The sequence below is a fragment of the Buttiauxella cochleicola genome, assembly GCF_021282435.1.
Taxonomy (GTDB): domain Bacteria; phylum Pseudomonadota; class Gammaproteobacteria; order Enterobacterales; family Enterobacteriaceae; genus Buttiauxella; species Buttiauxella massiliensis.
In genome coordinates, this window is sequence record NZ_JAJSOT010000006.1 from 1 (window position 1) to 19,804 (window position 19,804).

Annotated in this window: 23 protein-coding genes; 8 read left to right on the forward strand and 15 right to left on the reverse strand. The window is 49.2% G+C overall.

Annotation, left to right across the window (positions count from 1 at the left end; all coding sequences use genetic code 11):
- The 9 genes from LVQ77_RS14570 to fkpA form a co-directional block, all read right to left on the reverse strand.
- Positions 1-128, reverse strand: a 128-nt coding sequence (locus LVQ77_RS14570; protein ID WP_016197641.1) for a GTP-binding protein, incomplete at its 3' end; no start/stop codon positions are given.
- A 73-nt stretch (positions 129-201) separates the two neighbouring features.
- Positions 202-2,316, reverse strand: a complete 2,115-nt coding sequence (gene fusA, locus LVQ77_RS14575; RefSeq protein ID WP_034499038.1) for an elongation factor G — start codon at positions 2,314-2,316, stop codon at positions 202-204.
- A 93-nt stretch (positions 2,317-2,409) separates the two neighbouring features.
- Complete coding sequence (rpsG, locus tag LVQ77_RS14580; RefSeq protein ID WP_034499040.1) at positions 2,410-2,880, reverse strand: 30S ribosomal protein S7; 471 nt, start codon at positions 2,878-2,880, stop codon at positions 2,410-2,412.
- 90 nt (positions 2,881-2,970) lie between these two features.
- Positions 2,971-3,345: a 30S ribosomal protein S12 gene (gene rpsL / locus LVQ77_RS14585; RefSeq protein ID WP_003023654.1), complete on the reverse strand. Its 375-nt coding sequence runs from the start codon at positions 3,343-3,345 to the stop codon at positions 2,971-2,973.
- Between the two features lie 126 nt (positions 3,346-3,471).
- Positions 3,472-3,759: a sulfurtransferase complex subunit TusB gene (gene tusB / locus LVQ77_RS14590; RefSeq protein ID WP_151993636.1), complete on the reverse strand. Its 288-nt coding sequence runs from the start codon at positions 3,757-3,759 to the stop codon at positions 3,472-3,474.
- Between the two features lie 6 nt (positions 3,760-3,765).
- On the reverse strand, positions 3,766-4,125 hold the full coding sequence (tusC, locus tag LVQ77_RS14595) for a sulfurtransferase complex subunit TusC (RefSeq protein ID WP_232863770.1): 360 nt from the start codon (positions 4,123-4,125) through the stop codon (positions 3,766-3,768).
- On the reverse strand, positions 4,125-4,511 hold the full coding sequence (gene tusD, locus LVQ77_RS14600; RefSeq protein ID WP_064514263.1) for a sulfurtransferase complex subunit TusD: 387 nt from the start codon (positions 4,509-4,511) through the stop codon (positions 4,125-4,127). The genes tusC and tusD overlap by 1 nt, the downstream gene beginning before the upstream one ends.
- A complete protein-coding gene (locus LVQ77_RS14605; protein ID WP_034460202.1) occupies positions 4,511-5,233 on the reverse strand; it encodes a helix-turn-helix transcriptional regulator in 723 nt (240 codons plus the stop codon). The genes tusD and LVQ77_RS14605 overlap by 1 nt, the downstream gene beginning before the upstream one ends.
- 177 nt (positions 5,234-5,410) lie before the next feature.
- On the reverse strand, positions 5,411-6,226 hold the full coding sequence (fkpA, locus tag LVQ77_RS14610) for an FKBP-type peptidyl-prolyl cis-trans isomerase (protein WP_232863771.1): 816 nt from the start codon (positions 6,224-6,226) through the stop codon (positions 5,411-5,413).
- A gap of 226 nt (positions 6,227-6,452) precedes the next feature.
- Here fkpA and LVQ77_RS14615 point away from each other — a divergent pair, with 226 nt between their 5' ends.
- The gene (locus LVQ77_RS14615; RefSeq protein ID WP_034460204.1) at positions 6,453-6,671 is read left to right on the forward strand and encodes a protein SlyX; all 219 of its coding nucleotides are present in this window, start codon (positions 6,453-6,455) and stop codon (positions 6,669-6,671) included.
- Positions 6,672-6,723: 52 nt separating this feature from the next.
- Here the strand turns inward: LVQ77_RS14615 and slyD are convergent, their stop codons facing one another.
- From slyD to kefG, 4 genes are all read right to left on the reverse strand, one after another.
- Positions 6,724-7,308 (reverse strand): peptidylprolyl isomerase, encoded by a 585-nt coding sequence (gene slyD, locus LVQ77_RS14620; RefSeq protein ID WP_232904770.1) that lies wholly within the window; start codon positions 7,306-7,308, stop codon positions 6,724-6,726.
- Positions 7,309-7,407: 99 nt separating this feature from the next.
- Positions 7,408-7,608, reverse strand: a complete 201-nt coding sequence (locus LVQ77_RS14625; protein WP_034460208.1) for a YheV family putative zinc ribbon protein — start codon at positions 7,606-7,608, stop codon at positions 7,408-7,410.
- A 14-nt stretch (positions 7,609-7,622) separates the two neighbouring features.
- The gene (gene kefB, locus LVQ77_RS14630) at positions 7,623-9,431 is read right to left on the reverse strand and encodes a glutathione-regulated potassium-efflux system protein KefB (protein ID WP_064514272.1); all 1,809 of its coding nucleotides are present in this window, start codon (positions 9,429-9,431) and stop codon (positions 7,623-7,625) included.
- Positions 9,431-9,982, reverse strand: coding sequence for a glutathione-regulated potassium-efflux system ancillary protein KefG (gene kefG / locus LVQ77_RS14635; protein ID WP_064514274.1), 552 nt, complete (start codon positions 9,980-9,982; stop codon positions 9,431-9,433). Before kefG ends, kefB begins: the two co-directional genes overlap by 1 nt.
- A gap of 125 nt (positions 9,983-10,107) precedes the next feature.
- Here kefG and LVQ77_RS14640 point away from each other — a divergent pair, with 125 nt between their 5' ends.
- Positions 10,108-12,012, forward strand: a complete 1,905-nt coding sequence (locus LVQ77_RS14640) for an ABC transporter ATP-binding protein (protein WP_232863772.1) — start codon at positions 10,108-10,110, stop codon at positions 12,010-12,012.
- A gap of 250 nt (positions 12,013-12,262) precedes the next feature.
- Complete coding sequence (locus LVQ77_RS14645) at positions 12,263-13,204, forward strand: omptin family outer membrane protease (RefSeq protein WP_232863773.1); 942 nt, start codon at positions 12,263-12,265, stop codon at positions 13,202-13,204.
- Between the two features lie 56 nt (positions 13,205-13,260).
- Here LVQ77_RS14645 and LVQ77_RS14650 read toward each other — a convergent pair whose 3' ends face one another.
- Positions 13,261-13,860 carry a LysE family translocator gene (locus tag LVQ77_RS14650; RefSeq protein ID WP_232863774.1) on the reverse strand — a complete coding sequence of 200 codons (600 nt, stop codon included), beginning with the start codon at positions 13,858-13,860 and terminating at the stop codon, positions 13,261-13,263.
- 62 nt (positions 13,861-13,922) lie between these two features.
- On the opposite strand from LVQ77_RS14650, the gene LVQ77_RS14655 reads away from it, so the two are divergent.
- The 3 genes from LVQ77_RS14655 (at position 13,923) to LVQ77_RS14665 (ending at position 16,154) form a co-directional block, all read left to right on the forward strand.
- A complete protein-coding gene (locus LVQ77_RS14655) occupies positions 13,923-14,939 on the forward strand; it encodes a hydrolase (RefSeq protein WP_232863775.1) in 1,017 nt (338 codons plus the stop codon).
- 1 nt (position 14,940) lies between these two features.
- Positions 14,941-15,159 (forward strand): YheU family protein, encoded by a 219-nt coding sequence (locus LVQ77_RS14660; protein ID WP_034460225.1) that lies wholly within the window; start codon positions 14,941-14,943, stop codon positions 15,157-15,159.
- A 113-nt stretch (positions 15,160-15,272) separates the two neighbouring features.
- The gene (locus tag LVQ77_RS14665; protein WP_151993645.1) at positions 15,273-16,154 is read left to right on the forward strand and encodes a phosphoribulokinase; all 882 of its coding nucleotides are present in this window, start codon (positions 15,273-15,275) and stop codon (positions 16,152-16,154) included.
- Positions 16,155-16,173: 19 nt separating this feature from the next.
- On the opposite strand, the gene LVQ77_RS14670 is transcribed toward LVQ77_RS14665, so the two are convergent.
- Positions 16,174-16,578: an OsmC family protein gene (locus LVQ77_RS14670; protein ID WP_034460229.1), complete on the reverse strand. Its 405-nt coding sequence runs from the start codon at positions 16,576-16,578 to the stop codon at positions 16,174-16,176.
- Between the two features lie 315 nt (positions 16,579-16,893).
- On the opposite strand from LVQ77_RS14670, the gene crp reads away from it, so the two are divergent.
- Positions 16,894-17,526 carry a cAMP-activated global transcriptional regulator CRP gene (gene crp / locus LVQ77_RS14675; RefSeq protein ID WP_151993646.1) on the forward strand — a complete coding sequence of 211 codons (633 nt, stop codon included), beginning with the start codon at positions 16,894-16,896 and terminating at the stop codon, positions 17,524-17,526.
- A gap of 190 nt (positions 17,527-17,716) precedes the next feature.
- On the forward strand, positions 17,717-19,801 hold the full coding sequence (locus tag LVQ77_RS14680) for a YccS/YhfK family putative transporter (RefSeq protein WP_232904771.1): 2,085 nt from the start codon (positions 17,717-17,719) through the stop codon (positions 19,799-19,801).
- The last annotated feature ends 3 nt before the right edge of the window (positions 19,802-19,804 follow it).

Consider the following 19,804-nt stretch of genomic DNA (forward strand, 5'->3'; position numbering starts at 1 on the left):
GAACCACCGTAGGTTTTAGCCAGAACGGTAGTGATTGCTGCAGTCAGAGTGGTTTTACCATGGTCAACGTGGCCGATAGTACCGACGTTGACGTGCGGTTTTGTACGTTCAAATTTTTCTTTAGACACGGCTATATTCCTTACTGTTGCGCTCTCCCCTCAAGGAGAGAGCACGGGATCAATGTTTTTTAAAACTCTGGGCTTATTTGCCGCGAGCTTCGATTACGGCCTGAGCAACGTTGTTTGGCGCGTCATCATACTTCAGGAATTCCATGGAGTAAGATGCACGACCTTTGGTCAGTGAACGCAGTTGAGTTGCGTAACCGAACATTTCAGACAACGGAACTTCAGCGTGAATCTGAACGCCAGTAGCGTTAGATTCTTGACCTTTCAGCTGACCACGACGACGGCTAAGGTCACCGATAACGTCACCGGTGTTCTCTTCCGGAGTTTCAACTTCAACCTTCATGATAGGCTCAAGCAGAACTGGTTTCGCTTTCTTAAAGCCATCTTTGAAGGCAATAGAAGCGGCCAGTTTAAACGCCAGTTCAGAGGAGTCAACGTCGTGGTAAGAACCGAAGTGCAGACGCACGCCGAGATCCACTACTGGGTAACCCGCCAGAGGACCAGACTTCAGCTGCTCCTGGATGCCTTTATCAACAGCAGGGATGTATTCCGTTGGGATCACACCACCTTTGATGTCGTTGACGAACTCGTAACCTTTCGGATTCGAACCCGGCTCCAGTGGGTACATGTCGATAACAACATGACCGTACTGACCGCGACCACCAGACTGCTTAGCGTGTTTACCTTCAACATCGGTAACTTTCGCGCGAATCGCTTCACGGTAAGCAACCTGAGGTTTACCAACGTTAGCTTCAACGTTGAATTCACGTTTCATACGGTCAACGATGATGTCGAGGTGAAGTTCACCCATACCAGCGATGATGGTCTGGTTGGTTTCTTCATCAGTCCATACGCGGAATGATGGATCTTCTTTAGCCAGACGACCCAGAGCCAGACCCATTTTTTCCTGGTCAGCTTTGGTTTTTGGTTCAACAGCGATAGAAATTACCGGTTCAGGGAATTCCATGCGCTCCAGAATGATCACATTGTCCTGATCACACAGGGTATCACCAGTAGTCACTTCTTTCAGACCAATAGCTGCAGCGATATCGCCCGCGCGAACTTCTTTGATCTCTTCACGTTTGTTAGCGTGCATCTGTACGATACGGCCCAGACGCTCACGTGCTGATTTCACCGGGTTGAACACGGTGTCACCAGAGTTAACCACGCCAGAGTAAACGCGGAAGAAGGTCAGGTTACCAACAAACGGGTCAGTTGCGATTTTGAACGCCAGAGCAGCAAACGGCTCGTTGTCGTCTGAGTGACGAACAGCCGGAGTGTCTTTACCGTCGTCCAGCATACCGTTAATCGCGGTAACGTCAGTTGGAGCTGGCAGGTATTCAACAACCGCATCCAGCATCGCCTGAACACCTTTGTTCTTAAATGCAGAACCACAGGTAACCAAGATAATTTCGTTGTTCAGTACGCGCTTACGCAGAGAAGTTTTGATCTCTTCTTCAGTCAGCTCTTCGCCACCAAAGAATTTCTCCATCAGTTCGTCAGAACCTTCAGCGGCGGCTTCAACCAGTTTCTGGCGCCATTCTTCGGCCAGTTCCTGCATATCAGCTGGGATCTCTTCGTATTCGAAGGTCACGCCCTGATCAGCTTCGTTCCAGTTGATGGCTTTCATTTTCACCAGGTCAACAACACCGGTGAATTTCTCTTCCGCGCCGATAGCCAGTTGCAGAGGCACCGGAGTTGCGCCCAGACGTTTTTCAATCTGGTCAACAACTTTCAGGAAGTTAGCACCCATACGGTCCATTTTGTTAACGAACGCGATACGTGGAACTTTATATTTGTTTGCCTGACGCCATACGGTCTCAGACTGTGGCTGAACACCACCAACAGCACAGTAAACCATTACCGCACCATCAAGAACACGCATGGAACGTTCAACTTCGATGGTGAAGTCGACGTGCCCTGGGGTGTCAATGATGTTGATGTGGTGTGGTTCGAACTGTTTAGCCATACCTGACCAGAAACAGGTGGTCGCAGCGGACGTGATGGTAATACCACGTTCCTGCTCCTGCTCCATCCAGTCCATAGTGGCTGCGCCATCATGAACTTCACCGATTTTGTGGTTTACACCGGTGTAGAACAGAACACGTTCGGTAGTAGTTGTCTTACCGGCGTCGATGTGAGCACTGATACCAATGTTACGGTAACGCTCAATGGGTGTTTTACGAGCCATTTGATTCCTCTATATCCTAGGACGTTCATTTAAGTAACCCAAAGCGGGCAGCTCACATGAAGCGCCCGCTTGGTGACTAACACTCCGAAGGGATTACCAACGGTAGTGAGCGAACGCCTTGTTGGCTTCAGCCATACGGTGAACGTCTTCACGTTTCTTAACTGCAGTACCTTTGTTCTCTGCAGCATCAGAAAGTTCGTTCGCCAGGCGAAGAGCCATGGATTTATCACCGCGTTTACGAGCAGCTTCTACGATCCAACGCATTGCCAGAGCATTACGACGAACCGGACGTACTTCTACTGGAACCTGATAAGTAGAACCACCAACACGGCGGGACTTAACTTCGACAGTCGGACGAACGTTGTCCAGAGCGACTTCGAAAGCTTCCAGTGCTTGTTTACCAGAACGCTGAGCCAGGGTCTCCAGCGCGGTATACACGATAGATTCAGCAGTAGATTTCTTACCATCTACCATCAGAATGTTTACAAATTTGGCCAGCAACTCTGATCCGAACTTAGGATCTGGAAGAATTTTACGTTGACCAATGACGCGACGACGTGGCATGGGAATACTCCGTTGTTAATTCAGGGTTGTCCAAAACTCTATTGAGTTTGACATTTATTTAAAACGTTTGGCCTTACTTAACGGAAACCATTAAGCCTTAGGACGTTTCACGCCATACTTGGAACGAGATTGCTTACGGTCTTTAACGCCGGAGCAGTCAAGTGCACCACGAACGGTGTGGTAACGAACACCTGGCAAGTCTTTTACACGACCGCCACGGATCAGGATCACGGAGTGTTCCTGCAGGTTGTGACCTTCACCGCCGATGTAGGAGGTAACTTCAAAACCGTTAGTCAAACGCACACGGCATACTTTACGCAGTGCGGAGTTTGGTTTCTTAGGAGTGGTAGTATATACACGAGTACATACGCCACGTTTCTGCGGGCAGGCTTCCAGCGCAGGCACGTTGCTTTTTGCAACTTTGCGAGCGCGTGGTTTGCGTACCAGCTGGTTAACTGTTGCCATTAAATAGCTCCTGGTTTTAGCTTTTGCTTCGTAAACACGTAATAAAACGGCCTCATATAATATGAGGACGCAGAATTTTAGGGCTGAGCCGAAAAGGTGTCAAGAAATATACAACAATCCTGGATTTTACCAGGAAATATGTTGTTCGTGTTTAACCGTCAATGCAACGAAGTCAGTATAGCTGACCTTGCCTACACCGGTTGAAATTTGAGCAGTTAAGCCGCGAGCCTCGATATCTTCCTGCAGAGCATACACAGAAATGGGGGCTGAGAGCAGTAAATCAAGGGCTTTGGTCCCTGAGATGGCTGCAATGACCGCATCTTGCCGTAATAAAAGTTCATCACCGCATTTCAAACAGCGCAGCAACGATTCAAAATCGGCCTGAAAAGGTGAGTGTTGTAAAATATGCAGCATGTTGCCTCAGAAGGTTAGCACCACATCAAATTGGTGCAGCATTTCGCACAATGCATCAGGCTCAAGCGGTTTAGCATCGAGAACCCAGGTTCTTTCTGGCGATAATCCTCGTTCACGAATCGACGCCGCGCAGAGATAACACTGCTCGATATCGTACAATGGCAGCACGCGGAATGTCGCGATGTAGTCTCTGGAGAGGATAAGGCCTGGTTGCTGATCTGGTATCAGTTGCAAAACCCCATCGCCAATGAAAAACACGCCGATATCTTCGGTTAGTGCTGATGTGGCAAGTAAGGCATCAAGCCCTTCACGCCCGCTGGCGCTTCCATGAGGTGCTGATTTAAATACGAATGCTACACGCTTCATCAGAATTGTACCGTCCGATCACAGCTCAACGAAGCCTGAGCCAGTGCCCCTAACCCACTAAGGGTGAAGCCAGGCTGCATATTATGACAAGGTAAACCAAGCTGTTTAGCTTGCTCTGCGTCAGTAACACCGCGACGCAGAGCCGCTGCAACACAGATGTGCAATTCAACGCCATGCTGTTCATTGAGCTGCTGCCATGCTCGAACAATATCAAATTCATCATTTGCAGGGGATGTAAGAAGGTTTGCGTTATAAACACCTTCGCGGTAGAAGAACACGCTTTCTAATGTGTGTCCTTGAGCAATAACGGCCTGAGAAAACTGCAATGCACTACTCGCCTGCTGCGTACCATAAGCCGGGCCTGTCACCAGGATGGCAAAACGCATTACTTATCCTGCCCCTGGAAATCACCGTTTTTGAATTGACGGATGTAAAGATAAACCGTGTGCTTAGAAATATTCAAACGATCGGCAACCTGGTTAATCGCATCTTTGATATCAAAGATACCTTTCTCGTAAAGGTTCAGCACAATCTGCCGATTCTTGGCATTGTTGGACACATTGCGATCGGCATTCACTTCTTCAATCGTGAATTCCAGAGCCTGCATAACCAAATCTTCAACTGAGGACGCAAAGTTCACCGATGAAGCCACTTCAGGCGTTTCTGGCGGAATGAACGTCGACATAATTTGCGAGAATGGAACATCAAGATTGATGTTGATACACAACAGGCCGATAACACGTTCATCACGGTTACGAATGGCGATAGTCTCTGACTTCATCAGGACACCGCTTTTTGCACGGGTGAAATAGCATTTGGAAACACTACTATCCGCACCGGTCATATCATGCAGCATGCGTAAGGCAAGATCGGTAATCGGGGAGCCAATTTTTCGCCCAGTGTGTTCACCATTTGCGATGCGAATAGCGGAACACTTCAGATCTTGCAGCGAGTGCAACACAATTTCACAGTGAGAACCAATCAGCATCGCTAACCCGTCCACCACCGCTTCGTAGGATTTTAATATTTCAAAGTCGGTTTGTTCGAAAGGACGCTGGTCCAGTAAATCAAGCTCACTGGTTTCATTGGTTAAAAGCGAATTGGACATTTAAAGATACCACCCTCTACAGAGAGCCTGTCGCGCTTAAATGGTGTCAGGGCAGACTCATACTCGTTGTTGCGCAGCCTGCTAAGGTAATACAGCGTAAGAGGCGCTTTCCAGCTTTTATTATATCCTGCCTCAAATAAAAAACCGCCGCCCCTGAGGACGGCGGTTAATAATGCCTTATTTGCTCTTAGCTGCATCAGCTTCTGGAGCGGCTTCTGGTTTCGCGTCAGCTTTAGGTGCTGGCTTGATATCCAGCAACTCTACGTCAAATACCAGAGTTGAGTTAGCAGGGATCCCCGGAACGCCAGTCTTGCCATAAGCTAGTTCTGGTGGAATAACCAGTTGGATTTTACCGCCCTTCTTCAAGTTCTTCAGGCCTTCAGTCCAACCAGGGATTACACCATCAAGACGGAAAGAGAGTGGTTCGCCACGGGTGTAAGAGTTATCGAACTCTTTACCGTCGATCAGCGTACCTTTGTAGTTAACGACAACAGTATCGCTGTCAGTTGGTGCTTCACCTGTACCCGCTTTGTCGATTTTATACATCAGACCAGTTGGAGAAGTTTTAACACCTTTCTCTTTTGCGAAAGTATCACGGAAGGTTTTGCCTTTATCCGCGTTTTCTTTAGCATCTTTTTCCATTTTCGCTTGAGCGGAAGACTTCACGCGAGCTTCGAAAGCTTGCAGCGTCTGCTCAATTTCCTGATCGGATAATTTGCTCTTATCAGCAAATGCATCCTGAACACCAGCGATAAGCTGGTTCTTATCCAGCGTGATCCCCAGCTTTTCTTGTTCTTTCAGAGAGTTTTCCATATAACGGCCCAGCGAAGCACCCAATGCATACGCAGATTTCTGATCGTCATTTTTGAATGCCGCATTGCTTGCAGCTGGGGCATCTTTAGCGGCAGCAGTTGCCGGGGCAGCGAACGCCGGAGCGCTCAGGGCAACGGCCATCGTGGTCGCCAGTAGCGTTACTTTAAACAGTGATTTCATCCATTTCTCCAGGGCCGGGGCCTCTAACCCCAAGGTTATTATCAACTAAGACACGTACTATAACGTCGTGGAAGAAATCTACACAATCTCTCCGCGCCTTATCGAGACAAATTCAGACTCTTTTTGTATAAAGAAGTTTCTTCCTAAGTAAAACAGCGCTGTAACGTGCTGGAATTTTCAGTAGAATCGCCCGAAATTGTCCATCCGCAGGCCAGGAGTATTAGCCATGCAACAGAAATCGACCGAACAACGGCTAGAAGAACTTGAGAGTCGTCTTGCTTTCCAGGAGATTACTATAGAAGAGTTAAATCAGACGGTAACGGCTCATGAATTGGAGATGGTCAAACTGCGCGAGCATTTCCGCTTGCTGGTTGAAAAACTAAAAGCAAGCCAGCCTTCGATGGTGGCATCAGAAGCCGAAGAGACTCCACCTCCGCATTACTAGTTCCCAAAAGAAAAGGCGTGTCACTGACACGCCTTTTTTTATCTTTCGCAGATTAGTGGCAACCGCAACCGCCATTACCGCCACAACCGCCTTTCCCATGTTCATGGTCGTCGCCGTGACCGTGACCACCACAGCAACCACCTTCATGGTCGTGATCATGGTGATGATCGTGCTCGCCGTGAACGTGGCCATGAGCCAGTTCTTCAGCAGTTGCTTCGCGAATCGCGATAACTTCTACGTTGAAGCTCAGATTCTGGCCTGCCAGCATGTGGTTGCCATCGACAACAACGTGTTCATCTTCAACGCCAGTAATTTCAACTGGTACTGGACCCTGGTCGGTGTCAGCCATAAAGCGCATACCAACTTCCAGCTCATCAACGCCCATGAACACGTCTTTAGGAACGCGTTGCACCAGATTTTCGTCATACTGGCCGTAAGCGTCATTTGCGCCAACATTCACGTCGAAACGATCACCAACAACGTGACCTTCCAGCGCAGTTTCCAGACCTGAAATCAGGGAGCCGTGACCATGCAGATAGTCCAGCGGCGCACTCACCGGAGACTCATCAACCAACACACCGTCTTCTGTACGTACCTGGTAAGCCAGGCTGACCACCAGGTCTTTTGCTACTTTCATGATATCTCCTGAGCGAGCGTGAGAAAAAAAACTGGCGCCGATTGTAGCGGAATTTAGCGCCGGTGTACCCCTAAGCTTAAAAAAAGCTGGGGCATCTCGCTAGTCCGGATGAAAAATCCCAATGACTTGCTCTTGTTCGCGAACATGCTCACGAACTTGCTTATCGGCTTCACGCATTTGGTGGCCGCACTTAACACACTCAACAATATCGACATTATTCTCACGCCACATCGCGAGGGAATCTCGCGCCTGGCATTCGGGGCAAACAGCCCCGGCAATAAAACGTTTACGCACCGGCATTCGCTTCACCTTATTTATTCAAATTCATCCCAACCATCGAACTGCCGACGCTCTTGCTGCATCTCGCGTTCGAAAATCTCTTCTAACTCACGACGCGCTTCACGCACCCTGGAAATTTGTGCGTTATCAGTATGAATTGGCATTAACTCACGCAGCATACTCATATCCAGACGGCGGAAATGGAGCTGTGCGCGGTGCGCCTGATGAGGATGCATCCCCAATGTCATCAGCGCCTTGCGCCCTAATTCCAGCGCACTGGAGAAGGTTTCACGTGAGAACTGTGTCACTCCAGCTTGCAACAATTCATGCGCTTCTACACGCCCTCTGGCTCGCGCCAGTATCGCCAGATGTGGAAAGTGTTGTTGACACAAATGGACGACTTTCATTGTGTCTTCCGGCTCATTACAGGTGATAACAATAGATTTTGCGGTCTCCGCTCCTGCCGAACGCAGCAACTCAAGCTCGGTGGCATCGCCGTAATAGACCTTGTAGCCATATTTGCGCATCAGACTAACGGAGCTAATGTCTCTCTCAAGAACTGTAATGCGCATTTTGTTCGCCATCAGCAAGCGGCCAATCACCTGCCCAAAACGCCCAAAGCCCACAATAATGACTTGCGGCTGATCGTCTTCCACATAAGGCTTTTCATCGTTTTCGTCATCAGCAACATTAAATCGCCGCGCCAGAATGGCATCAACGCCTTTCATCAATAGCGGCGTAGTCATCATTGAAAGTGTGACCGTCACCAGTAACAGTGGCATCTGGTCACCGCTGAACAGCTTTTGCGATGAAGCCGTCGAGAAAAGTACGAATGCGAACTCCCCGCCCTGGCTTAGTACACCTGAAAACTGTAGGCGCTCAGAGCTACGCAACCCGAAAAACCACGACAGGCCATACAGCACGCCGGCTTTAACTGCCACCAACACCACAACACCTAAAACAACCCAGAAGATATGGGTGTAAAGCACCCCGAGGTTTAATGCCATGCCAACGGAGATAAAGAACAAGCCGAGCAATAATCCTTTAAAAGGGTCGATCGCGATTTCCAGTTCGTGCCGGTATTCACTTTCCGCCAATAGCACGCCCGCGATAAATGTCCCAAGCGCCATTGAAAAGCCCAGCGCATCCATAAATAGCGCCGAACCCAAAACCAGCAACAATGCCGCCGCCGTAAACACTTCCCGTACCCCGGAACCCGCAATAAAGCGGAACACAGGTTTCAGCAGATAACGCCCGCCAACCAACATCCCCGCAAAAGCCAGCACTTTGAAGCCGATCTTTATCCAGTCGGTATGGCCGCCGTCATTGCCGGCTAACAACGGTACCAGCGCAATCGCCGGAATTACCGCCAAGTCCTGAAACAGCAGCACTGAAAAGCCCAGTTGTCCGGACTCGTTGCGATTCATGCCCTTATCACGCATCAGCTGTAGCGCCATCGCCGTTGACGACATCGCCAGGCCAATCCCGCCAATCACCGCGGCTTGCCAGGAAAACTGCGTCAACATCAGTAATCCAGCCAGGATCGTGGCACTGAGTAAAACTTGTGCCGCACCGACACCAAATATCGAACGCCGAAGCTGCCAAAGCTTGGAAGGGTTCAGTTCCAGCCCGATGATAAACATCAGGAATACAACGCCCAATTCCGAGAAGTGAAGGATTTCATCTACATCGCTGATAAATCCTAATCCCCACGGCCCAATCGCAATACCTGCCAGTAAATAGCCCAGCACCGCGCCAATACCTAAACGCGCAGCAATTGGCACAGCCACAACCGCAGCAAACAAAAACAACACGCCAGCCAGCAATACATCTGAACCTTCCATCAGCGGCCTCCCGGTAATGTCGGTGAAGCCAACCATTCGCCATAAGCTTTCGCATGGCTGGCCAGCTCTTGGGGAGATTGCCGACGTGCCCAGTAAACAATCATCGGGTTCATCCAGTGCATACGGCACATGGCGGCAGTGAGTTCAAAGGGACGTAAAATATCGGTCAGCGGGAAGCGGTTAAAACCATCGTGCCGGTAAGCACCTTCTGGCTCGCCGGTGGTAATCACACTACGCCAGTACTTTCCCGCCAGAGCAGTACCTCCGACACCACTGGCAAAACCACGACTTAGAACGCGATCCAGCCACTCTTTGAGTAACGCCGGGCAGCTATAGGTATAGAGAGGATGTTGAAAGACGATGACATCGTGCTCTTGCAGCAATGCCTGCTCGCGATAGATATCAATAAAAAAGTCGGGATAGTGCGCATAAAGGTCATGCACAGTGACATTGGCAAGCTGCTGCGCCGGCTGGAGTAAGACGCGGTTTGCGACCGAGTCTTGTGACTCCGGATGGGCATATAGCAGCAAAACTTTCGGCGGCTGCGACATCATTACCCTCCAGGGCGTCGTCATAGTGATTTTTTTGGGCTACCATGCAGCCCGACGCGGTGCCGATGGCATCACGTTACCTTAATATAATGACAATTTAACATACTCTGAACATACGGCGCTTTATGATTGTTTTCTCCTCGTTACAAATTCGTCGCGGTACCCGCGTTCTGCTGGATAACGCCACCGCTACCATCAATCCGGGCCAGAAAGTGGGTCTGGTGGGTAAAAACGGCTGCGGTAAATCCACGCTGCTGGCGCTGCTGAAGAACGAGATCAGCGCCGATGGCGGAAGTATGACCTATCCTGGTAACTGGGCGCTGGCCTGGGTAAACCAGGAAACCCCTGCACTGGCGATGCCAGCCATTGAATATGTTATTGATGGCGATCGTGAATTCCGCCAGCTTGAAGCGGAACTGGCAAAAGCCAATGAGCGCAACGATGGCCACGCGATTGCACTGGTGCACGGTAAACTTGACGCGGTTGATGCCTGGACGATTCGCTCACGCGCGTCGAGCCTGCTGCACGGTTTAGGCTTCAGCAATGAACAACTTGAACGCCCGGTCAGTGATTTTTCCGGTGGCTGGCGTATGCGCCTGAACCTGGCACAAGCGCTGATCTGCCGCTCAGATTTACTTCTGCTTGATGAACCAACCAACCACCTGGATTTAGACGCCGTTATCTGGCTTGAGCGCTGGTTGAAAAGTTATCAGGGCACATTGATTCTGATTTCTCACGACCGCGACTTCCTTGACCCGGTGGTGGGCAAAATTATTCATATCGAACAAGAGTCGATGTTTGAATACACTGGCAACTACTCTTCGTTTGAAGGCCAGCGCGCGACGCGCCTTGCTCAGCAGCAGTCGATGTATGAAAGCCAGCAGGAGCGTGTTGCTCACTTGCAAAGCTTTATCGATCGTTTCAAAGCCAAAGCCAGCAAAGCAAAACAAGCGCAGAGCCGCGTGAAGATGCTCGAGCGCATGGAATTGATTGCTCCGGCACACGTCGACAACCCGTTCCAATTCAGTTTCCGCGAGCCAGAAAGCTTGCCGAATCCGCTATTGCGAATGGAAAAAGTCAGTGCTGGTTATGGCGAGCGCGTCATCCTTGATTCAATCAAACTGAATCTGGTGCCTGGCTCGCGCATTGGTTTGCTCGGCCGCAACGGTGCTGGTAAATCAACGCTTATCAAACTGCTGGCGGAAGAAATCAAACCGTTGCAGGGCGATATCGGCCTGGCAAAAGGCATCAAGCTCGGCTACTTCGCTCAGCATCAGTTGGAATATTTACGCGCTGACGAATCCCCGCTTCAACATCTTGCACGTATCGCACCAAAAGAGTCTGAACAGCAACTGCGTGATTATCTCGGCGGTTTCGGCTTCCGGGGCGATAAAGTTACCGAGCAAACAGCTCGTTTCTCTGGTGGCGAAAAAGCACGTCTGGTTCTGGCATTGGTTGTTTGGCAGCGCCCCAACCTACTGCTGCTCGATGAACCGACCAACCACCTTGATCTCGACATGCGTCAGGCGCTAACCGAAGCGTTAATTGATTTCGAAGGCGCGCTGGTAGTGGTATCGCACGACCGTCACCTGCTGCGTTCAACCACAGACGATCTCTACCTGGTTCACGATGGCAAAGTGGAAGCGTTTGATGGCGATCTGGAAGATTATCAGCAATGGCTTATTGATCTGCAAAAGCAGGAAAACCAGCCTGATGATTCCGCGAAAGATAACACCAATAGCGCCCAGGCACGTAAAGACCAGAAACGCCGTGAAGCTGAATTACGCACACAAACTCAGCCGCTGCGTAAGCAAATCACCACGCTTGAAAAACAAATGGAAAAGTTAAATGCGCAGCTTACTGAAGTCGAAGAAAAACTGGCTGACAGCGCCATTTACGATCAAAGTCGCAAAGCAGAAATGACCGAATGTCTGCAAACTCAGGTGAAAGTGAAGTCAGCTCTGGAAGAATGCGAGATGGAATGGCTTGATGCTCATGATCAGTTAGAACAGATGATGCAAAGCGAATAAATAAACTCGCGAAAATTATCACTTATCCCGGGAGAACTCTATAAGATAACATCCCGGGAAACCTCCTATTTCTTCGCATATATGAATCTTATCGCAATGATGGATTTGTTACATTGCTTATTCGTTAATCAATAGAGTACAACTGTGCCAGATAACATGTTTATTCGTTATCACGCACACTATATTTTTACAGCCATCTACACAATGACGGTCATAAAATATAAAAACTCACTTCAATGGAATGAATATAATGAGACGACTAATTACATCCATCATTATGCTTTCTGCATTTGACCAACTGGCCTATGCAAATGACTTTAATAATTTTGCACCCTCACTAGAACCCGAAAGTTTATCTATAGGAACATCGCTAGGTATTCTGGGCGGAAAATCTACAGAACGAGTATATGATGACAAAAGCGGTAAAAAAATAAGTCAACTTGAGTGGAAAATAAAAAACACTCCTGTTCTTAAAGGTGAAATAAACTGGGATGCCTGGCAAAGACTCACACTTAATGCCAGAGGGTGGACATCTCTGGCCTCGCGCGGCAACACGATGGACGACTATGACTGGCTTGATGATAAAAAATCTGGCTGGAGTGACTGGTCACATCATCCCAATACCCCTCTCAATTACGCTAATGAATTTGATCTCAGTCTCAGGGGTTGGTTATTAAAAGCTGACAACTACAAATTAGCAGCAGTGGCTGGTTATCAACAAACTCGATTTAGCTGGAGTGCATATGGTGGTAACTACAATTACGATAATGGGACTGATATTGGTAACTTACCCGATGGCAAGCGCACTATTGGTTACCAACAGAAATTTTCATTACCCTATATCGGCTTTGCTGGTCAATACCTATATCAAGGTATAGAGATTAATACATTATTGAAATTCAGCGATTGGGTTACCGCAAAAGATAATGATGAGCACTATTTACGAGATACCACATTTCGTGAAAAAACAACGAACTCTCGTTATTATTCGGCCGCAATCGAAGTCGGATATTACATTACACCGAATGCGAAAGTCTCGACTGAGTTTGCTTATAACTATTATTCAGAAGGTAAGGGCGGGAGTGAAATGATCAACCGCGCGACAGGCAAAACTGAATACTCAGGTGGTGATTCTGCAGGAATTAAAAACGAAAATTACATCATTTCCGCCGGAGTCCAATACCGCTTTTAATCAAACAAATTGGCCCACTTGTGGGCCAATTACTCGTCTGAACATTGACTTCATTCTTAGTGCCAAATCAGCAACACACACGCCGCAGTCAGTAATCCCATAAAGACGTTAAACAGAGTCCAGGCACGGCGACTACGCAGAAGCGTACCTATCAAGCTACCAAACGCAATCCAAATCATCCCCGCAACAATGTTAACCAGTGCAATACCGATGCTGATTAACGCCACAGAATGCAAGTACTGAGAACCCGCCAGACTAAAACTTGCGACAGCACCTAGCGCCATCAACCAAGCTTTTGGGTTAATGACTTGCAGCAAACCGCCCTGCCAGAATGGAATTGGCTCGGGTGGTGGCGCATCTGTTTCCAGGCGTTCGTAGGTCGCTGTACCAATTTTCCATGCCAACCATAAAAGATAAGCACTACCGGCAACCTTCAGAATCAGGTGTAAAGCGGGGTACAATAGAATTAAGCTACCCACACCAAAAGCTACCAATAATAAAATGCACTGCATACCAAGCATGATACCTATCATCAATGGTATGGTGCGCAGGAATCCGTAATTCGCGCCGGATGAAGTGAGTAGCATGTTGTTTGGGCCTGGTGTGATAGCAGCAACCCAGAGAAAGCCCAGCATTGAGAGAAAAAGCGTTTCCATGAAATGGGTGTTCCACACCCCGTAAAGTTAATTAGCAAACTAAATGAAACTAACAGTGTGATATGGCTACGACAAGTCCCGCAGTATTGAATTTTAATCACGAAGAAGATGAACAATTCCGTCCGTTGAAGGGTGTCAGTAATCCACACCTGCAAACCATGCTTCCGCGTTTGATTCGCCGTCGCCTCAATTTCAAACCTCACTGGCAGCGTCTTGACATGCCGGACGGGGATTTTGTCGATCTTGCCTGGAGCGAGGACCCGCGCCAGGCAATGCATAAACCACGGTTAGTCGTTTTTCATGGACTCGAAGGTAGCCTGCACAGCCCATACGCCCATGGTTTAATCGAGGCCGCCAGCAAGCAAGGCTGGTTAGGCGTGGTAATGCATTTCCGCGGATGTAGCGGGGTGCCAAACCGCATGAAGCGCATTTATCACTCGGGTGAAACTGAAGACGGAAGCTACTTCTTAAACTGGCTGTCTGAGCGTTATGGCAAAGTACCGACGGCGGCGGTCGGGTTTTCTCTCGGCGGCAACATGCTCGCCTGCCTGATGGCAAAACAGGGTGCCGATTGTACGCTTCAGGCTGGTGTAGTGGTTTCAGCCCCACTGATGCTTGAACATTGCAGCGCACATATCGAAAAAGGTTTCTCCCGCGTTTATCAGCACTATCTTTTGAATCTGCTGAAGAAGAATGCCGCACGTAAGCTAAGAAGCTATCCGGGCACACTCCCGGTAGATATGCGTCAGCTTAAAGGAATGCGTCGTCTACGCGAGTTTGACGATTTGATTACTTCAAAAATTCACGGCTTTGCTGACGCTATCGATTATTACCGCCAGTGCAGCGCGATGCCGCTGCTACCACAAATCAAAACGCCGACGCTCATCATCCATGCAAAAGATGACCCGTTTATGGATCATCATGTGATCCCAGATAAAGCTATCTTACCTGCCAATATCGAGTATCAACTGACACGCTACGGCGGGCACGTTGGATTTGTTGGTGGTACGCTGCGTCGCCCGGAAATGTGGCTTGAGCAACGTATCCCACAGTGGCTGAATAAATTCCTGGACCAGTAATATGATGATTCCCTGGCAAGATCTTCCTCCCGAAACGCTTGATAATCTGATTGAATCCTTTGTATTACGCGAAGGCACCGATTATGGTGAACAAGAGCGTTCACTGGAGCAGAAAGTGGCCGATGTTAAGCGCCAGCTGCAAAGTGGTGAGGCTGTGCTGGTATGGTCGGAACTCCATGAAACGGTAAATATTATGGCTCGCGGGCAGTTTCGCGGCTAAGTGTTTAACTTCTATACTGCATAATAAAACCACCCTCACCCAGCTATCTCCCTGAGAGTGAGGGCCAGCCCTTACTTACACACACTTGCTATCACCCATGGAGTTGTTGCCTTATGTCAGCCAAACATCCGGTTATTGCCGTAACAGGTTCCAGCGGCGCGGGAACGACAACCACCAGCCTTGCCTTCCGTAAAATCTTCCAGCAACTCAATTTACGTGCAGCGGAAGTCGAAGGTGACAGTTTCCATCGTTTCACTCGTCCTGAAATGGATATGGCTATTCGTAAAGCACGCGACCTGGGGCGCCATATCAGCTATTTCGGCCCAGAAGCCAATGACTTTGGTTTGCTTGAACAGACGTTCATTGAATACGGCAGAACCGGGCAAGGTAAGTCACGCAAGTATCTACATACTTACGATGAAGCCGTACCCTGGAACCAAATCCCCGGAACCTTTACGCCATGGCAGCCATTGCCAGAACCCACTGATGTTTTGTTTTATGAAGGTTTGCACGGCGGGGTAGTTACGCCACAACACGATGTGGCTAAAGCCGTCGATTTGCTGGTTGGTGTGGTACCGATTGTGAACCTGGAGTGGATACAAAAGTTAGTGCGAGATACCAGTGAGCGCGGGCATTCCCGAGAAGCGGTAATGGACTCTGTGGTTCGTTCTATGGACGACTATATCAATTACATCACACCGCAATTCTCCCGCACCCACATCAACTTCCAGCGCGTCCCAACTGTTGATACCTCTAACCCATTTGCGGCTCGCGGCATCCCGTCTCTGGATGAAAGTTTTGTGGTGATTCATTTTCGCGGGCTGGATGACATCGATTTCCCGTATTTGCTCGCCATGCTACAAGGCTCATTTATTTCGCATATCAATACATTGGTGGTACCGGGCGGCAAGATGGGGCTGGCGATGGAATTGATTATGACACCGCTGGTTAAGCGTCTGGCAGAAGGTCGGAATATCAATAATCAGGGCGGTTGAACCCGCCCGTTTTCACTCTTTAGCCTTCAATCACTTCATAGCTATGAGTAACGTTGACCGCTTTTTCAAGCATCAGTGCAACAGAGCAGTACTTCTCTGCAGAAAGGTCTACTGCGCGGGAAACTGCAGCATCTTTTAGCTCTTTGCCTGTCACGATGAAATGCAGATTGATATGCGTAAACAAACGCGGAGCCTCTTCACGGCGCTCAGAGGTTAGTTTCACTTCACAATCGGTCACGGTGTAGCGACCTTTTTGCAAAATAGAAACTACGTCAATTGCACTGCAACCGCCAACGGACATCAGCACCATTTCCATTGGGCTTGGTGCTTTATCACCTGAATTGCCATCCATAAGGATCTGGTGCCCTGAAGCGGACTCGCCCAGGAAGGTAAACCCTTCAACCCATTTCACTCGTGCCTGCATGCTACTCACTCCTGTAGAAAAATTACCTTTCAGAGTACGCAGATTCAGCAAATCTGGCAACGGAAGGCGACATGCGTCAAGCTGAAACGAGACAACAGGAGACACTTGTCAAAAGCTATGCTAAAACAATCCAGATGCTACATCGATACATTGACGTAATGCATGTATGCAGAGGACATCACTAATTACAGGCAGCAAGAATGACTTGCATGCCATCTCCCCAAGGTGGGGAATATTCTAATTACTTGCAACGCCAGACAGGATGTTTAGCGTCCTGTCGTTGGTAGCCAGTTATAAAACAGAGGATAACCGCGCATGGTGCTTGGCAAACCGCAAACAGACCCGACTCTCGAATGGTTCTTGTCCCATTGCCACATTCATAAGTATCCATCGAAGAGCACACTCATTCACCAAGGTGAGAAGGCAGAGACGTTGTATTACATCGTCAAGGGCTCTGTGGCTGTTCTGATTAAAGATGAAGAGGGCAAGGAAATGATCCTCTCCTATCTAAATCAGGGCGATTTCATTGGTGAGTTAGGGCTGTTCGAAGAAGGTCAGGAACGTAGTGCCTGGGTTCGTGCTAAAAGTGCCTGTGAAGTGGCTGAAATTTCTTATAAAAAATTCCGCCAGCTGATCCAGGTCAATCCAGACATTCTGATGCGCCTGTCTTCACAGATGGCTAACCGTCTGCAAGTCACTTCTGAGAAAGTAGGCAACCTGGCATTCCTGGACGTTACCGGTCGCATCGCGCAGACGCTGCTGAACCTGGCTAAACAACCTGATGCAATGACTCACCCAGACGGTATGCAGATTAAAATTACCCGTCAGGAAATCGGTCAGATCGTGGGTTGCTCTCGCGAAACTGTTGGTCGTATCTTGAAAATGCTGGAAGATCAAAATCTGATCTCCGCTCACGGTAAAACGATCGTCGTATACGGCACTCGTTAATCTCCGTCTAAAAAATGGCGTGTTGCTTCATAACACGCCTTTTTTGTCTCTAAAAAACTAAATCCAAAACCCGATTAATTGAAGTTGCAGCAAGGCAGCAAGTGAGTTCATCCCGATGAGCTTACTCAAGTAAGTGATTCGGGTGAATGAACGCAGCTAACGCCGCTGCAGCTTTAAGTAAGAAGGGTTTATGTGGCGAAGACTGATCTACCATCCCGAAGTAAACTACGCACTGCGGCAAACGCTGGTGCTGTGCCTTCCGGTGGCAGTAGGTTTGCTCGTCGGCGATCTCCAGTCTGGTCTGCTTTTCTCTTTAGTCCCTGCCTGTTGCAACATTGCCGGTCTTGATACTCCGCATAAACGTTTCTTCAAACGCCTGATCGTCGGTGGCTGTCTGTTTGCTGCCAGCAGTTTGATCATGCAGCTTTTGCTGCTTTACACCACTGTGCCACTGCCCGTCATTCTTGTTGTGATGGCGCTCTTGCTGGGTGTCACGGCAGAAATCAGTTCCCTGCACGCTCGTCTGCTTCCCGCATCACTCATTGCTGCCATATTTACGCTCAGCATGGCCGGGAATATGCCGATCTGGAAACCGATGCTGCTGTATGTCTGCGGTACGATTTGGTACGGCGTATTTAACTGGTTTTGGTTCTGGATGTGGCGCGAGCAGCCACTGCGGGAATCATTGAGTCTGCTCTATCGGCAGTTGGCTGATTACTGTGAAGCAAAATACGGCATGCTGACTCAACATACCGATCCGGAAAAAGCGCTCCCACCGCTGCTGGCTCGTCAGCAAAAAGCGGTGGATCTCATTACCCAGTGCTACCAACAGCTTCATATGCTGGCGGCAAACCAGCAAAACGGCTACAAGCGTTTGCTGCGTGCATTCCAGGTAGCATTGGATTTGCAAGAGCACATCTCGGTAAGCCTTCACCAACCAGCTGAAGTTCAGAAGCTCGTCGAGCAAAGCCATGCAGAAGCAGTTATTCGATGGAATGCACAGACCATCGCGGCGCGGTTACGTGTACTGGCTGACGACATTCTTTACCATCGTTATCCACAGCGTTTTACGATGGAAAAACAGATCGATGCCCTTGAGAAAATCGCCCGTCAAAATCCAGATAACCCGGTTGGGCAATTTTGCCATTACCACTTCAGCCGTGTCGCTCGCGTGCTACGCACCCAACGCCCACTGTATGTCCGTGATTTAATGGAAGACCGGCAACGCCGTTTACCGTTGTGGGCGGCATTGAAAAGTTATTTATCATTGAAGTCAGCGGCGCTTCGCAACGCAGCAAGATTGGGTGTGATGCTCACGATAGCCAGTCTGCTGGGTGCATTTTTACATCTGCCCAAGCCCTACTGGATTTTAATGACGGTAATGTTCGTGACGCAAAACGGCTACGGTGCCACACGAGTTCGTATTCTCCACCGTTCGGCTGGCACCATTGCAGGCCTTGCCATCGCAGGTATTGCGCTTCACTTCCACTTCCCGCAAAGCATTGCTCTGGGCGCGATGCTGGTCATTACGTTGGTGAGCTATCTGTTTATTCGCAAAAGCTACGGCTGGGCGACGATAGGCTTTACGGTGACCGCCGTTTATACCCTGCAATTGATAACATTAAGTGCCGAGCAGTACATCGTCCCTCGCCTGATAGATACATTGCTAGGCTGCTTGATAGCCTTTGGCGGCATGGTGTGGCTGTGGCCACAATGGCAGAGTGGCTTGTTACGCCAGAATGCCCACGATGCGCTGGAAAGAGATCAAAATGCAATTCGCCTGATTCTAAGTAATGACCCCGAACCAACGCCGCTCGCTTATGAACGTATGAAGGTTAACCAGGCACATAACGCCCTGTTTAACTCCCTGAACCAGGCGATGCAGGAACCTGGGTTTAACTCGCATTATCTGGCGGATATGAAATTGTGGGTGACGCACAGCCAGTTTATTGTCGAGCACATCAATGCGATGACGACTTTGGCTCGCGAACACAACATGTTGACGCCGGATCTCGCCCAGCGCTATTTGCAGTCATGTGAAATTGCACTGCAACGATGCCAACAGCGGCTTCAGTATGATGGGCCGGGGGAAACCAATGACGCGAATATTCTCGACCCGCTGGAAGGGCTTCCAAACGGGCCATTAAGTACGATGGAACAACATTTACAGCGGATACTGGGCCATCTGAGCACCATGCATACCATATCTTCGGTTGCATGGCGTCAACGGCCACATCATGGCATCTGGCTAAGCCGCCTACGACGGCCTGGCTAAGTA

Bases quoted from the DNA above. Each gene is read 5' to 3' on its own strand.
- kefB (WP_064514272.1), bottom strand. From the start codon at position 9,431: ATGGAAGGTTCAGATGTATTGCTGGCTGGCGTGTTGTTTTTGTTTGCT.
- rpsG (WP_034499040.1), bottom strand. From the start codon at position 2,880: ATGCCACGTCGTCGCGTCATTGGTCAACGTAAAATTCTTCCAGATCCT.
- LVQ77_RS14655 (WP_232863775.1), top strand. From the start codon at position 13,923: ATGGCTACGACAAGTCCCGCAGTATTGAATTTTAATCACGAAGAAGAT.
- LVQ77_RS14645 (WP_232863773.1), top strand. From the start codon at position 12,263: ATGAGACGACTAATTACATCCATCATTATGCTTTCTGCATTTGACCAA.
- fkpA (WP_232863771.1), bottom strand. From the start codon at position 6,226: ATGAAATCACTGTTTAAAGTAACGCTACTGGCGACCACGATGGCCGTT.
- LVQ77_RS14660 (WP_034460225.1), top strand. From the start codon at position 14,941: ATGATGATTCCCTGGCAAGATCTTCCTCCCGAAACGCTTGATAATCTG.
- LVQ77_RS14625 (WP_034460208.1), bottom strand. From the start codon at position 7,608: ATGCCGGTGCGTAAACGTTTTATTGCCGGGGCTGTTTGCCCCGAATGC.
- LVQ77_RS14650 (WP_232863774.1), bottom strand. From the start codon at position 13,860: ATGGAAACGCTTTTTCTCTCAATGCTGGGCTTTCTCTGGGTTGCTGCT.
- rpsL (WP_003023654.1), bottom strand. From the start codon at position 3,345: ATGGCAACAGTTAACCAGCTGGTACGCAAACCACGCGCTCGCAAAGTT.
- crp (WP_151993646.1), top strand. From the start codon at position 16,894: ATGGTGCTTGGCAAACCGCAAACAGACCCGACTCTCGAATGGTTCTTG.
- kefG (WP_064514274.1), bottom strand. From the start codon at position 9,982: ATGTCGCAGCCGCCGAAAGTTTTGCTGCTATATGCCCATCCGGAGTCA.
- LVQ77_RS14665 (WP_151993645.1), top strand. From the start codon at position 15,273: ATGTCAGCCAAACATCCGGTTATTGCCGTAACAGGTTCCAGCGGCGCG.
- LVQ77_RS14605 (WP_034460202.1), bottom strand. From the start codon at position 5,233: ATGTCCAATTCGCTTTTAACCAATGAAACCAGTGAGCTTGATTTACTG.
- fusA (WP_034499038.1), bottom strand. From the start codon at position 2,316: ATGGCTCGTAAAACACCCATTGAGCGTTACCGTAACATTGGTATCAGT.
- LVQ77_RS14680 (WP_232904771.1), top strand. From the start codon at position 17,717: ATGTGGCGAAGACTGATCTACCATCCCGAAGTAAACTACGCACTGCGG.
- tusD (WP_064514263.1), bottom strand. From the start codon at position 4,511: ATGCGTTTTGCCATCCTGGTGACAGGCCCGGCTTATGGTACGCAGCAG.
- LVQ77_RS14615 (WP_034460204.1), top strand. From the start codon at position 6,453: ATGCAACAGAAATCGACCGAACAACGGCTAGAAGAACTTGAGAGTCGT.
- LVQ77_RS14670 (WP_034460229.1), bottom strand. From the start codon at position 16,578: ATGCAGGCACGAGTGAAATGGGTTGAAGGGTTTACCTTCCTGGGCGAG.
- tusB (WP_151993636.1), bottom strand. From the start codon at position 3,759: ATGCTGCATATTTTACAACACTCACCTTTTCAGGCCGATTTTGAATCG.
- LVQ77_RS14640 (WP_232863772.1), top strand. From the start codon at position 10,108: ATGATTGTTTTCTCCTCGTTACAAATTCGTCGCGGTACCCGCGTTCTG.
- slyD (WP_232904770.1), bottom strand. From the start codon at position 7,308: ATGAAAGTAGCAAAAGACCTGGTGGTCAGCCTGGCTTACCAGGTACGT.
- tusC (WP_232863770.1), bottom strand. From the start codon at position 4,125: ATGAAGCGTGTAGCATTCGTATTTAAATCAGCACCTCATGGAAGCGCC.